This window comes from Paractinoplanes ovalisporus, assembly GCF_016834655.1.
GTDB classification, from domain to species: domain Bacteria; phylum Actinomycetota; class Actinomycetes; order Mycobacteriales; family Micromonosporaceae; genus Actinoplanes; species Actinoplanes ovalisporus.
Genome location: NZ_JAENHP010000009.1, coordinates 248,852 through 261,735, shown reverse-complemented (window position 1 = coordinate 261,735; position 12,884 = coordinate 248,852). Strand labels below are relative to the sequence as shown.

Here is a 12,884-nt window from a genome sequence, read left to right as displayed (position 1 = left end):
AACGAACTAGCGGGAGTGGTAGTTGGGAGCCTCGACGGTCATCTGGATGTCGTGCGGGTGGCTTTCCTTGAGGCCCGCCGCGGTAATCCTGATGAGCTGGCCACGCTGCTGCAAGTCGGGAATGGTCTCGGCCCCGGCGTAACCCATCGCGAGCCGGACACCGCCGACCAGCTGGGCCACCACGCGGGAGAGCGGACCACGGTAGGGAACCTGGCCCTCGACGCCCTCGGGCACGAGCTTCTCCTCCGGCACATCATGCTGGAAGTAGCGGTCCTTCGAGTACGACTTGGCCTGACCGCGCGACTGCATGGCGCCGAGCGAACCCATTCCCCGGTAGGACTTGTACTGCTTGCCGTTGACGAAGATGAGGTCGCCGGGGCTCTCTTCCGAGCCGGCCAGCAGGCCGCCCAGCATGACGGTCTCGGCGCCGGCCACGATCGCCTTGGCGATGTCGCCGCTGTATTGGATGCCACCGTCGGCGATCACCGGGACGCCGAACGGCGCGCACGCCCGCTGGGCCTCCATCACGGCGGTGATCTGCGGGACGCCGACCCCGGCCACGATGCGGGTGGTGCAGATGGCGCCCGGGCCCACGCCGACCTTGACCGCGTCGGCGCCGGCCTCGGCCATCGCCTTGGCGCCGGCGTAGGTCGCGACGTTGCCGCCCACGATGTCGGTGGCGGTGTCGCGCTTGAGCCGGGCGATCATGTCGAGCACCTGGCGCTGGTGGCCGTGCGAGGTGTCCACGATGATCACGTCGACGCCGGCGTCGATGAGGCCGCGGGCGCGCTTGTAGGAGTCGTCGCCGACGCCCACCGCGGCGGCGACCCGCAGACGGCCCTGCGCGTCCTTCGTGGCGTTGGGGAACTGCTCGCTCTTGGTGAAGTCCTTCACCGTGATGAGGCCGCGCAGCTTGCCGCTGTCGTCGATCAGCGGAAGCTTCTCGATCTTGTGCTGCTGCAGCAGGCCCAGCGCCTCGTCCTTGCTCACGCCGACCTTGGCCGTGATCAGCGGCATCTTGGTCATGACGTCGCGGACCTTGGCCTCGGAGTCGGTGACGAAGCGCATGTCACGGTTGGTGACGATGCCGACCAGGGTGCCGTCGCCGTCGGTGACCGGGACGCCGGAGATGCGGTAGCGGCCGCAGAGCTGGTCGACCTGGCGCAGGGTGTCGTCGGGGCTGCAGGTCACCGGGTTGGTGATCATGCCGGACTCAGAACGCTTCACGAGGTCGACCTGGGCCGCCTGGTCCTCGGCGGACAGATTGCGGTGCAGCACGCCGATGCCGCCCTCACGGGCCATGGCGATCGCCATGCGGGCCTCGGTGACGGTGTCCATCGCCGCCGACAGCAGCGGGATCGTCAGGTTGATGTTGCGGGTGAGCCGTGTGTTCGTGTTGACCCGGCTCGGCACGATGTCCGATTCGCCGGGCTGGAGGAGCACGTCGTCGAAGGTCAGACCGAGCGGAACCGTGCGGGCCGAGTCAGTTTCCACGGAGCATCCCTAAAAGCCGGAAGACGGAAAGTTCATCCTACCCATCCGTCATCGGCCGCCCCGCACGACGGACAGCACGTGCGGGCCAGCACACATCCGCGGAGGGTGAGTACGGTAAGGGGGTGCAAGAAGAGCCGATCGACCCGTTCAACGGCGACCCCACCGACCCGGCCGCCGGCCTCGACGACCTCAGCGACGACGCCGAGGCCGAACCGCTGTCCGACGCCGAACGGCAGGATGTCCTCGAGGACCTCTCCGACCTGGAGATCTATCAGGCGCTTCTGAGCCCGACCGGCATCCGCGGCCTCGTCATCGAGTGCGAAGACTGCCACGAGCCGCACTATTTCGACTGGGATCTGCTGCGGGGCAACCTGCGGCATCTGCTCAGCAGTGGGCGGCCCCGGGTGCACGAGCCGGCCTACGATCCCGACCCCGACCACTACGTCACGTGGGAATACGCCCGCGGCTACGCCGACGGTGTCCACGACACGTTGACCGAGGGCAACGAGGAAGAAAAGGAATAAGAAAAAGGGGGCCCGAAGGCCCCCTTTTTGTTAAGCGACCAACCCGGCCCGGAAGCCGGCTGCGACCGCATGAGCACGGTCCCGGGCGCCGAGCTTCCGGAAGAGCCGCCGGGCGTGAGTCTTGACGGTGTCCTCCGAGACGAACAACTCCCGGCCGATCTCCGCGTTGCTCTTGCCGTCGGCCATCCCCCGCAGCACCTGCAGCTCGCGCTCGGTGAGCGTGAGCCGCCGTCCGGCGGGCGCCGGGTCGGCCACGCCGACCTGGGTCTCGTTGCCCGGCCAGGCCACCATCGGCCGGCCGGTCGCCGGATCGATCGGGGCATCACCACGCTGCGCCGGAACCATCGGCGCGTTGGGACCGAGCACGGCCGGCACGGCGGCGGCGTTCGGCGCCCCCATGGCCAGGCCGTTCTGATAGGCGGCGCGGGCCGCGGTCGAGTTGTTGTTGCGGGCCCCGCCGGCGACCGTGGCCGGCTGGGCGTTGGCCCCGTTGATCGGCATGCCCTGCGGGCGCACCGGGAGCAGCAGCAGGAGCAGCGCCTTGGCGACGACACTGACCAGGTCGTGCTCGACGCCACGGATGACACCGCGGGCGCCGGCGGCGACGGCCGCCGCGGCGACCCGGGGGTCCTCGGCACCGAAGAGCACAACCTGCGCCTGCGGCGCGCGGGCAAGTACTCGCCGGGTGAAGCCGACGCTGTCGGGACGAGTTACGGCGGTGTCAGCCAGGACCACTTCAGCCGGCCGTTCAGCCAGGCGGATCATGGCCTCGGTCTCGCTGACCGCGGTCCGGACGACGCCGGTCATGCCGAGCCGGGCCGCGGTGGACGCGACGGTCTGGGCCGCCAGCGGGGTACGGACGCACACGAGGACGGTACGCACAGTGATCCTCCTTCTCTCTCAGAGGAGATCACGCGAGGGCCGCAGCATTACGCGCTTTAGATGGAAAAAATGGGAAAGATCGGTATGAGTTGCTAGCCCGATGTCATGCGGCTTCAGAAGACATCGACATGTTGCGTGTGAGCCGGGGATCACCGGGGTAACACCGCGGCAGGCCTGAGCAAGGGCCCTCGTGACGACACTCCGCGGTGCCGCGCGGGAGGAGGGTGTTACATGTCGAACGTTCGCAGACTGCCCGGGCCCATCGCCGACCTGTGGGACTGGCAACGACTTGGACTGTGCCGGGGCCGGGACAGTGCTCAGTTCTTCCACCCCGACGGTGAACGCGGTTCGTCCCGCAACCGCCGGGAATCCAAAGCCAAGAGCATGTGCGGCGCCTGCCCGGTCCGGGCCGAATGCGCCGCCCACGCCCTCGCGGTGCGGGAGCCGTACGGGGTCTGGGGAGGCTTCAGCGAAGCGGAGCGGCTGCGGCTGCTCGCCGTCGGCTGGGAGGACCTCGCCGACCGTCATCACGGACGTGTCGACCTTGCTCGACTCGAGGCCCGGCTGGGCCGGCCCCACAAGTCCGCCGTTCCCGCACAGCGGCAGGCGCCGGCGGCCTGACGCCGGTTACCCGGCATCACCATGACGATCCGGTCCCCTATCGGGGGCCGGGTCGCGTTGTTCGACGGCTTTTCATCAACCGCATTGGTGGACATGCAAGCCACCGTATGAGCGACTTGCGCACCAACGACGGACGCCTGGTGCGGCCTTCAAGTAACCGGCACGTCACTCGATGCCGAGACCGGTCCGATGCCGCCTCCGCCGGAACGTCACTCGATGCCGACGCTGATCTGATGCCACCCCGCCGCCCCGTCGGGAGCGGGCGGAGCCGGAGTGCTCGTCTGCGTGACACCCTGCCCGTCGGTGGCGCGTACCCGGAGTGAGTGCTCCCCCGGGGTCGCCGGCCACGACCAGCTCCACTCGCGCCAGGTGTCGCTCGACACCGTCGCGGCCAGGGTCGCCTCGGCCCACGGCCCGTCGTCGACCTGGACCTCGACCTTCTTGATCCCCCGGTGCTGGGCCCAGGCGACACCGCCGACCACGACGGTCCCGGCGTCGCGCCGGCCACCGTCGCGGGGCGTGTCGATCCGCGACCCGGTCTTGATCGGGGCCTGCTGCGACCAGCCGCGCGGCACCCAGTAGGCGTCGAAGTCGGAGAAGCGGCTGAGCTCGATCTCGGTGATCCACTTGCAGGCGCTCACATAGCCGTACAGGCCCGGCACCACCATCCGTACGGGAAAGCCGTGGTCGATCGGAAGAGGCTGTCCGTTCATGCCGACCGCGAGCAGCGCGTCCCGCCCGTCCATCAGAGCCGACGTCGGGCTGCCACAGGTCCACCCGTCCACCGCCCGCTGCACCACCTGGTCGGCGCCCGGCAACGGACCCGCCTCCTCGAGCAGCTCCCGCACCGGTGTGCCCAGCCAGAGCGCGTTGCCGATCAGATCCCCGCCCACCTCGTTGGACACGCAGGCCAGCGTCACGTAGCGCTCGACCATCGGGCGCTGCAGCAGCTGCTCCCACGTGAGCGTGATCGGGTTGCGCACCATGCCGTGGATCCGCAGCTGCCAGGTGGCCGGGTCGATCTGGGGCGGGATGAGGGCGGTGTCGATCCGATAGAAGTTCTTGTTGGGCGACACGTACGGCGTCACGCCCGGCACCTGCACTCCGGCCGGCAGCGGGGCCACGGTCTGCCGGGCCGCCGGAAGAACGACGTCGTTGCGGGCCGCCGTCACCGCCTGCCGCGAGGTCAGCCATCGTCCGCCGAAGCCCGCGACCGCCGCCGCGCCCACCGTGATGCCGAGCGCCTTGAGAAAACCGCGACGATCTTTCCCGTACGCATCGTCGCGCGCTTTTCCGTGCGCCTCGTCCCGCGCTTTCCCGTGAGCCTCGTCGCGCGCTTTCCCGTACGTCGTGTCGCCTGCGACCTCCGCCCGTTCGAGCAGGAGCCGCAGCACCCAAGCGGCCAGCGCCGCCCCCACCACACTGGGCAGCCACGCGAAGATCCCCGCGTCGTGCCGGGTCAGGGCGGCCGCCACCCCGACGGCCGCGAACAGCCCGATGCCGGACAGGGCCACCGCCCACGAGCGCCGGGCGACCACACCGATCCCGTACGCATAGAGCGCGAGCAGGATCGCCGTCCCCACGATCAGCGCCGTCTTGTCGTGCACCCCGAACACCTGGACGCCGAAATCCTTGACCGCGGCCGGGACGTTGTCGACCACCACACCGCCGACAGCGATCAGAGGCGCCGACAACGGCCCGGTCAGAACCGCCACGACCTCGGCCACCCCGACCGCAACGGCGGCAGCAGCCACGCCGGACAGCCCGGCGCGTACCGATTGCTTCACCCCTCAATCATGCTCGCCGCGTCACCCCGGAGTTGTTACGGAACGCTGACGGATCTTGCGGATCAGGTCAGTAGCGGGTCCTCGAGGAGATGTTCGAAGGCGAGCTCGGCCGCGCCGATCAGGGCCGCGTCGTTGCCCAGCTCGGGGGTGCGCAGGCGGATGTGCTCGCGGCAGGCGGGCAGGGCGATGGCGTTGAGACGGCTTCGGATCTGGGCCGCGGCCACCAGGTAGATGTCGCGCAGGGTGCCGCCGAAGATCACGGCCTCGGGGTTGAAGATGTTGACCAGGTTGCCGACGCCGAAGCCGAGCCACTCGCCGACCTGACGCACGGCGAACTGGGCCTGGCTGTCGCCGCGCATGGCCGCGTCGACGACGCCGAGCACCGCCTCGCGGCCGGAGCGGTCGCCTCGTCCGGCGTGCTTGAGCAGCGCGTACTCGCCGATCTCGGTCTCCCAGCAGCCGCGCGAACCGCAACTGCACTCCCGGCCGTACGGGTTGACGACCATGTGGCCGACCTCGCCGCCGTACCCGCCGTGCCCGGCCACCCGGCGGCCGTCGGCGATGATGCCGGCGCCCACCCCGACGTCGCCGAAGAGGTAGATGACGTTGTCGCAGCCGGCGGCCGCGCCCCGGCTGTGCTCGACCAGGGCGGAGACGTCGGCGTGGTTGCCCAGGGTCAGCCGGCCCACGTCGCCCAGTTCCGCGCGCAGCGCCGCCCCGACCGGCTCCTCGACCCAGCCGATGGTGGGGGCCAGGCGCACCATGCCGTCGGCGCGGCGCACCATTCCCGCCACCGCCACGCCGGTGCCGACGTGGCGGGTGTCGTCGTCGGGCACGCCGGCACGCAACTCGCGGACGAACTCGGCCAGCGGCTGCACCGCGTCGAGCACCTGCATGCCGCGCGGCCGGTCGGTCTCGCGGCGGTCCAGGATGCGCCCGCCCAGCCCGACGCGGGCCGCCCGCAGGCGGTCCACCTCGATGCTCAGGGCGTACGCGTACACCCGGGACGACTCGGGCCGGACGACCAGCGACGGTCGCCCGGCCCGGCCGGTCTCTCGTGGTGCCGCCTCGCTGACCAACCCGGCGGTGGTCAGGTCGGCGGTCAGGGCCCCGATGGTGCTTCGGTTCAGACCGAGCCGGTTGGTGAGTTCCGCCCGGGACGTTGCCCCGTGTACGTGTACGTACCGGAGCAGCGTCCCGAGATTGTGCCGGCGCACCTCCTCCTGGCTGGGGCCGGCTCGCATCAGCGTGCCGTCCCCGGTTCCAGGCGGCTGTCGTTCATCGGTTGCCGGTAGCGGCCGCTCTGCGCCGGGCCAAGGCGTCGACGCTCGCGGCGACCAGCAGGATCAGGCCGGTGACGATGAACTTGGTGCCCGAGTTGAAGCCCATGAGCGTCATGCCGTTGTCGATGACGGCGATCACCGCACCACCGATGACGGCGTTGATCACCTTGCCCTTGCCACCGAAGAGGCTGGTGCCACCGATGACGGCCGCGCCCACCGAGTACAGCAGGATGTTGCTGCCACCGGTGTTCGGGTCGACCGAGCTGGCCCGGCTGACGGCCATGATGCCGCCGATCGCGGCCATGAACGAGCCGATGACGAAGACCGAGATGCGGATGCGGTCGACCGGGATACCGGCGCGGCGGGCGGCCTCGGTGTTGCCACCGACGGCGTAGACGTGCCGGCCGTAGCTGGTGCGACCCAGGACGAAGGTCCACAGCACCAGGAAGAAGCCGATGATCGGGACGACGATCGGCACACCCTTGAGCGAGTTGATCGCCGGGTTGATCGCGCGCTCCTGGGTGAGGATCGCGGTCGCCACCAGCAGCAGCACCGCCAGACCGCCGATGCGCATCAGCACAATGCCCAGGGGGTCGGTGACCAGGTTCCGCTTGGCCCGGCTGCGCATCTGGTTGAACTGCACCCCGGCGTAACCGACGACGGCGAGGATGGCGAGGATCCAGCTCCACGTCACCGACAGGTTGTTGTTGTTGAGCGCGTTGAAGAACTCGTTGCGGGTCGAGATGTTGGTGCCGCCGCCGAGCAGGACCAGCAGGACGCCCTGGAAGGCCAGGAATGCGGCCAGGGTGACGACGAACGACGGGATCCCGAGCTTGGCCACCAGGAAGCCCAGCACGAAGCCGATGATGATGCCGGTGATCAGCGCGACCGGGATGGCGGTGTACCAGTCCCAGCCGTGGTTGGTCAGCAGGATCGCGACGACCGCGCCGCACACACCGGAGGCGAAACCGGCGGAGAGGTCGATCTCGCCCAGCAGCAGGACGAAGATCAGGCCCATCGCGATGAAGACAACCTGCGCGCTCTGGTTGAACAGGTTCGCGAAGTTGAGGCCGCTGAAGAAGGTGTCCCGGGCGATGCCGAAGATCAGGCTCAGGACGATCAGGCCGAGGATGGCGGGCAGGGTGCCGAGGTCGCCGCCGCGCACGCGGCCCCAGTAGTCGTTGATGTAACTGGCGACGGTCGGCTTGACGACCTTGACGCCGCCGGCCGTGGTGGTTGTGGTGGTGGTCACTTGTCGCCTCCCGGCGTGATGTCGACGACGTCCCCGCCGAAGTCAGCCGGCTTCTCGGGAGGCAGGCCGATGTTGCCGCTGCGGCCGCCGGTGATGAGCTCGACCACCTGGGAGTGGGTCACATCGGTGGTCTTGACCTGGGCCGCCATCCGGCCGAGGTAGAGCGCCGCGATCCGGTCGGAGACCGCGAACACGTCGTTCATGTTGTGCGAGATCAGCACGACGCCGAGACCGTTGTCGGCCAGGCGGCGGACCAGTTCGAGCACCTGGGCGGTCTGCGCCACGCCGAGGGCGGCGGTCGGCTCGTCCAGGATCACGATCTTCGAGTTCCACAGCACGGCCTTGGCGATCGCCACGGTCTGTCGCTGCCCACCGGAAAGGCTGGCGACCAGCTGCCGCAGCGACTTCAAGGTGCGCACCGAGAGGCTGGCGAGGGCGTCGCCGGCCATTTGTTCCATGGTCGGCTCATCGAGCACGATGCCGCGCTTCTTCTCGCGTCCGAGGAACATGTTCTGGACGACGTCCAGGTTGTCGCACAGAGCGAGGTCCTGGTAGACGACCTCGATGCCCAGCCCGGAGGCGTCGCTGGGGCTGTGGATCGCTACCTGGTTGCCCTCGAAGGTCACCGTGCCGGAGTCGATCTGATAAATGCCACTGATGCACTTGACCAGCGTCGACTTGCCGGCGCCGTTGTCGCCGACGAGTGCGGTGACCTCGCCGGGGTAGACGCTCAAGCCGACGTCGTGCAGGACCTGAACGGGACCGAATCCTTTGTTGATCCCGCTGAGCTCCAAGAGGGGTGTCGCGGCCACGGTGGTTCTCCTTCGCTGAGTGACCGGTTTGCCGCCCGCGACGATGGCCGGGGCGGCGAGGGGGGTGAAACCCAATTCCGGCGCCGCCCATACCCCCGGGGAGCGGGGGATGAGCGGCGCCGTCGTCAGTTCGGGTCTAACCCGACATCAGTTGAGGGTTTTTCAGCTGATGCCCGCTTCGGTGCACGCCTTCGCGAAGTCGGCGGTGCAGACCGCGTCCTTGGTCACGAAGCCGTCAGCGATGACGTCCTTGACGTTCTCCTTGGTGATCGACTGCGGCTCGAGCAGCACGGAGGGAACGTCGGTACCCGACTCCGGGTCCTTGGTGGTGCCCGTGGCGGTGGTGGGCTTCTCGCCCTTGGCCAGCGCGATCGCCAGCTCGGAAGCCGCGTCGGCCTCCTTCTTGATCGCCTTGTAGACCGTCATGCACTGGTCGCCGGCGAGGATGTTCTGCAGACCCTGCACGGTGGCGTCCTGGCCGGTGACCGGGACCTGGCCGTTCAGCTTGTTCTTCTTCAGCACCGAGATGGCCGCGTTGCCGAGGCCGTCGTTCGCCGCGAGGACGCCCTTGATCTGCTTGTTCGAGGTCAGCATCTGCTCGAAGATGGTGCCGGCCTGCGCGTTGTCCCAGTCCGGAACGTCCTGGTTCGGGCCCTTGGTGAAGGTGCCGTCGGCGTACTTCGGGTCAAGGACGCCGTCGTAGCCCTGGGCGAACAGGGTGGCGTTGTTGTCGGTCGGGGAGCCGTTGAGCTCGGCGACGACCGGCTTGGTGTACTTCTTCTCCTCGAGGCACTTGACCAGGCCCTCGCCCTGGAGCTTGCCGACCGCGACGTTGTCGAACGACACGTAGTAGTCAGCGCCGCCGCTCAGGGTCAGGCGGTCGTAGTCGATCGTCGCGATACCGGCCTTCTTGGCCTTCTCGAGGACGGCCTTACCGGTACCCGAGTCCAGGTTGACGATCATGAGGACCTTGACGCCGCTCGAGATCATGCCGTCGGCGATGGTCTGGAACTGGGTCTTGTCACCCTGCGCGTTCTGGATCTCAGCCTGAACGCCGGCCGCGTCGAACGCCGCCTTCAGGAACTTCGGGTCATCGGTGCCCCACCGCTGCGAGCTCTTGGTGTCGGGCAGGATGATGCCGACCTTGCCCGCGGAGGAGTTGCTGCCGGTGTCGCTGCCGGAGTCGGTGCCGCTGTCGTCGCCGCAAGCGGCCATGCTGCCGGTGGCCAGCAGGCCGACCGCGGCAAGGGCGAACAGTCCCTTACGCATTCCTAGGTTTCCTTTCAGGTAAATCCGGGCCTTCATCGGATTCGATGGTGTGCGCTGCGGGAGTGTCGCTCCCCGAGACGCCGAGAGATCAAAATTGATCAGGAGCTAGTTTGTTGTGTCCGGCAACGTATTCCCGTTGCGGCCGGTTACACAAGCGGTGTCGCCAGCCGATCTCGTAACCCGGCATAACAATCCGGCAACACGGCAGTGATAGAGGGAGAACGCTCCTCCGATCGATCGCTGACGTGACTCACGATGTGACGCTAAGTCAGGTCGGCGCCCGCTCTGCACCATTCTCGGGAGAAAGATCCCCCCGGCGCGTAACGTTGTCGTAACGGCTCGCTATCGGACGGTGGAATTCGACCTTATGTCCGGATTGTCGCCGTAACCGCTTCCGTGAGCCGGATGAGATCGGCCGGAGCCAGTGCTACCTGAAGCCCGCGCCGCCCCGCCGAGACATACATCCGATCAAGATCAAGTGCCGAGTCGTCGATGACCGTCGGCAACTTCTTACGCTGTCCGAGCGGGCTGATGCCGCCCCGGACATATCCACTGCTCCGCTCGGCGGCGGCGCGATCGGCAAGGTTTGCCCGTTTGCCCCCGGCGGCGTGCGCGAGCGCCTTCAGATCCAGGTCGCCGGTCACCGGCACCACGCCGACGACCAGGCTGCCGTCGACGTCCGCGATCAGCGTCTTGAAGACCCGCCCGGGCCCGATCCCCAACGCCTCGGCGACGAGCGCGCCATAGTTGGGCGCGTCCGGCGAGACGTCGTACGGATGGAGGGTGTGCTCGACCTTCTGCCCGGTGAGCAGCGCGGTGGCCGGCGTCCCGGCGGCGGCCTTCTTAGCCATGCCGCGCACGCTACTCCCGCCGCCCGCTTCCGCCCGCCGCCTCACCCCGCGCGTCGCGCTTCCCACGCCCCACGAGCGCCAGCCTCCAACGCGCCACGCCTTGCGCGCGCCCGCGCCTCTTCGCTCGCTTCACAACCTGCGCGCGCCGCGCCTCCTCGCTCGCTTCACAACCCGCGCGCGCCGCGCCTCCCCGCTCGCTTCACAACCTGCGCGCGCCGCGCCTCCCCGCTCGCTTCACAACCTGCGCGCGCCGCGCCTCCCTTCCGCGCCTCTCACTCCTTGCAGAGGATCACGGTGGGCGCGCCCGCCACCCGGGTCAGCACGATCGAGGCCCCGTTCGGCCCCGACAGCTTGAGATCACGGCGCAGCTGTTCCGGCTCCAGGGCCGAGCCGCGCTTGCGGATCTCGAGCCGCCCCACCCCGCGCTCCCGCAGCAGAGCGCGCAGCCGCTTCAGCGAGAACGCCAGCACGTCGGTGATCTCCAACCGTCTCCCGTACGGCGTCACGTGCGCCTCGTCCGTGTAGACGTACGCGATGTCGGGGTCGGCGAGCCGGCCGTTGACGGTCTCGGCGAACTCGGCCACCAGATGCGACCGCACCACGGCCGGGTCGGGGTCGTAGAGGTAGGCCCCCACCCCGCCGACCGGCGCCGACCGGGTCCCGCTCCCGGTCAGTTCCACCTCCGGGTTCGCCCCACTCGACGCACCCGCACCCGGCGCGCCGGGGCTCGGGGTGACGGGTGCTCCGGTGGCGGACTTCGCGGCGGCGGGCAGCAACGTCGCGCGGCGGGGAGCCTCGGCGAGCGGGCCGCACCAGAACGCGGCCTCGACCAGGTCGCCGCCCACGCTCACCCACTCCCCCTCGGCGCCCGGCGGCAGCAGATCGTGGTCGATTCCCGGGGCCAGCTTGAGCACCGTGCGCGGGACCCGATCGGCCAGACCCGCGATGAAGTCCCACGGAGGCGAATAGGCGCGGGGGTCGAACACGCGGCCGCGGCCGGCCTTGCGGCGCGCCGGGTCGGCGAAGACCGCGTCGAAGTCCTCCACCCGTACGGTCGTCGCGTCCGCGCACTCGACACGCACCCGGTCGTCCAGGCCGAGCGCGGCGACGTTGGCCGCCGTGAGCTCGGCCGTGGCGGGGTCGGCCTCCACCGCGTACACGGAAATGCCCTGTCTGGCCGCGGCGATCGCGTCGGACCCGAGACCGCAGCCGAGATCGGCCAGGGTCCGCACCCCCGACGCGGCGAGCCGGGCCGCGCGGCGGTCGGCGACGACGGACCGGGTCGCCTGCTCCAGACCGGCCCGCGTGAAGAACATCAGCTCGGCGTCCGGGCCGAACTTCGAGGTCGCGCGGCGTCGCAGATCGACCTGGGTCAGCGCGGCGGCGGCCAGGGCCGGCGGCACTCCGGCCGAGCGCAGCGCCGAGGCGGCGGCGAGCGGGTCGCCGGTGGCCGCCTCGCGAGCCAGAGCCAGGGCGTTCACCCCTTCGGGCGTACGCAATGAGGTGGTCGACTCGGCATTCACGCTGCCATTCTCCGGGCACCGGGGCGATGACCGGACACCAGCTCGGCCCGGCGCCACGTACGTTGGCACTCTGGTTGACGGAGTGCTAGTTCCGGCCTAATCTCCGATTAGCACTCTCAACATGAGGGTGCCAGCCGCGGGCCCATCCGGGACTGCGGCTTGGCACCAGGCGGACCGGCACCCGCGACGACGGCCCCGCCCGGTGGCATGAGGCATAAGCCCGGCCAGTCTCTGGTCGGCAAACCTGTACCCAGGAGGGTATGCCCGTGACTACCGCGACCAAGGTTGCGATCAAGCCGCTCGAGGACCGCATCGTGGTCCAGGCGAACGAGGCTGAGACGACCACGGCGTCGGGCATCGTGATCCCCGACACCGCCAAGGAGAAGCCGCAGGAGGGCACCGTCCTCGCTGTGGGCCCCGGCCGCATCGACGACAAGGGCAACCGCATCCCGGTTGACGTGAAGGTCGGCGAGACGGTCCTCTACTCGAAGTACGGCGGCACCGAGGTCAAGTACGCCGGCGAGGAGTACCTGGTGCTCTCCGCCCGCGACGTCCTCGCGGTCATCGAGAAGTGACCTACTGACAG

The 12,884-nt window shown here is 69.4% G+C and carries 12 protein-coding genes; 3 read left to right on the top strand and 9 right to left on the bottom strand.

The window, feature by feature from the left end; all coding sequences use genetic code 11:
• Positions 1 to 6: 6 nt before the first annotated feature.
• The gene (gene guaB / locus JIG36_RS27180; RefSeq protein WP_203379216.1) at positions 7 to 1,494 is read right to left on the bottom strand and encodes an IMP dehydrogenase; all 1,488 of its coding nucleotides are present in this window, start codon (positions 1,492 to 1,494) and stop codon (positions 7 to 9) included.
• Positions 1,495 to 1,616: 122 nt separating this feature from the next.
• Here guaB and JIG36_RS27175 point away from each other — a divergent pair, with 122 nt between their 5' ends.
• Positions 1,617 to 2,018, top strand: coding sequence for a DUF5319 domain-containing protein (locus JIG36_RS27175; protein ID WP_203379215.1), 402 nt, complete (start codon positions 1,617 to 1,619; stop codon positions 2,016 to 2,018).
• Positions 2,019 to 2,048: 30 nt separating this feature from the next.
• Here JIG36_RS27175 and JIG36_RS27170 read toward each other — a convergent pair whose 3' ends face one another.
• The gene (locus JIG36_RS27170) at positions 2,049 to 2,900 is read right to left on the bottom strand and encodes a response regulator transcription factor (protein ID WP_203379214.1); all 852 of its coding nucleotides are present in this window, start codon (positions 2,898 to 2,900) and stop codon (positions 2,049 to 2,051) included.
• 231 nt (positions 2,901 to 3,131) lie between these two features.
• On the opposite strand from JIG36_RS27170, the gene JIG36_RS27165 reads away from it, so the two are divergent.
• Positions 3,132 to 3,521, top strand: a complete 390-nt coding sequence (locus JIG36_RS27165; protein ID WP_203379213.1) for a WhiB family transcriptional regulator — start codon at positions 3,132 to 3,134, stop codon at positions 3,519 to 3,521.
• A gap of 209 nt (positions 3,522 to 3,730) precedes the next feature.
• Here the strand turns inward: JIG36_RS27165 and JIG36_RS27160 are convergent, their stop codons facing one another.
• The 7 genes from JIG36_RS27160 to JIG36_RS27130 all read right to left on the bottom strand — a co-directional run bounded on the left by JIG36_RS27160 (position 3,731) and on the right by JIG36_RS27130 (position 12,298).
• Positions 3,731 to 5,308: a molybdopterin-dependent oxidoreductase gene (locus JIG36_RS27160; protein ID WP_203379212.1), complete on the bottom strand. Its 1,578-nt coding sequence runs from the start codon at positions 5,306 to 5,308 to the stop codon at positions 3,731 to 3,733.
• 62 nt (positions 5,309 to 5,370) lie between these two features.
• A complete protein-coding gene (locus JIG36_RS27155) occupies positions 5,371 to 6,552 on the bottom strand; it encodes an ROK family transcriptional regulator (protein WP_203379211.1) in 1,182 nt (393 codons plus the stop codon).
• 34 nt (positions 6,553 to 6,586) lie between these two features.
• Positions 6,587 to 7,843: a sugar ABC transporter permease gene (locus JIG36_RS27150; RefSeq protein ID WP_203379210.1), complete on the bottom strand. Its 1,257-nt coding sequence runs from the start codon at positions 7,841 to 7,843 to the stop codon at positions 6,587 to 6,589.
• Positions 7,840 to 8,655, bottom strand: coding sequence for an ATP-binding cassette domain-containing protein (locus tag JIG36_RS27145; protein ID WP_203379209.1), 816 nt, complete (start codon positions 8,653 to 8,655; stop codon positions 7,840 to 7,842). The genes JIG36_RS27150 and JIG36_RS27145 overlap by 4 nt, the downstream gene beginning before the upstream one ends.
• A gap of 162 nt (positions 8,656 to 8,817) precedes the next feature.
• Positions 8,818 to 9,924 (bottom strand): sugar ABC transporter substrate-binding protein, encoded by a 1,107-nt coding sequence (locus JIG36_RS27140; RefSeq protein WP_203379208.1) that lies wholly within the window; start codon positions 9,922 to 9,924, stop codon positions 8,818 to 8,820.
• Between the two features lie 365 nt (positions 9,925 to 10,289).
• Positions 10,290 to 10,775, bottom strand: coding sequence for a Cys-tRNA(Pro) deacylase (gene ybaK / locus JIG36_RS27135; protein WP_203379207.1), 486 nt, complete (start codon positions 10,773 to 10,775; stop codon positions 10,290 to 10,292).
• 272 nt (positions 10,776 to 11,047) lie between these two features.
• A complete protein-coding gene (locus tag JIG36_RS27130; RefSeq protein ID WP_307872927.1) occupies positions 11,048 to 12,298 on the bottom strand; it encodes a class I SAM-dependent methyltransferase in 1,251 nt (416 codons plus the stop codon).
• A 266-nt stretch (positions 12,299 to 12,564) separates the two neighbouring features.
• Between JIG36_RS27130 and groES the strand changes: the two genes are divergently transcribed.
• Positions 12,565 to 12,873, top strand: a complete 309-nt coding sequence (gene groES, locus JIG36_RS27125; protein WP_015619077.1) for a co-chaperone GroES — start codon at positions 12,565 to 12,567, stop codon at positions 12,871 to 12,873.
• The last annotated feature ends 11 nt before the right edge of the window (positions 12,874 to 12,884 follow it).

Coding starts and splice junctions, on each gene's coding strand:
- JIG36_RS27165 (WP_203379213.1), top strand. CDS start 3,132: ATGTCGAACGTTCGCAGACTGCCCGGGCCCATCGCCGACCTGTGGGAC.
- ybaK (WP_203379207.1), bottom strand. CDS start 10,775: ATGGCTAAGAAGGCCGCCGCCGGGACGCCGGCCACCGCGCTGCTCACC.
- JIG36_RS27155 (WP_203379211.1), bottom strand. CDS start 6,552: ATGCGAGCCGGCCCCAGCCAGGAGGAGGTGCGCCGGCACAATCTCGGG.
- JIG36_RS27140 (WP_203379208.1), bottom strand. CDS start 9,924: ATGCGTAAGGGACTGTTCGCCCTTGCCGCGGTCGGCCTGCTGGCCACC.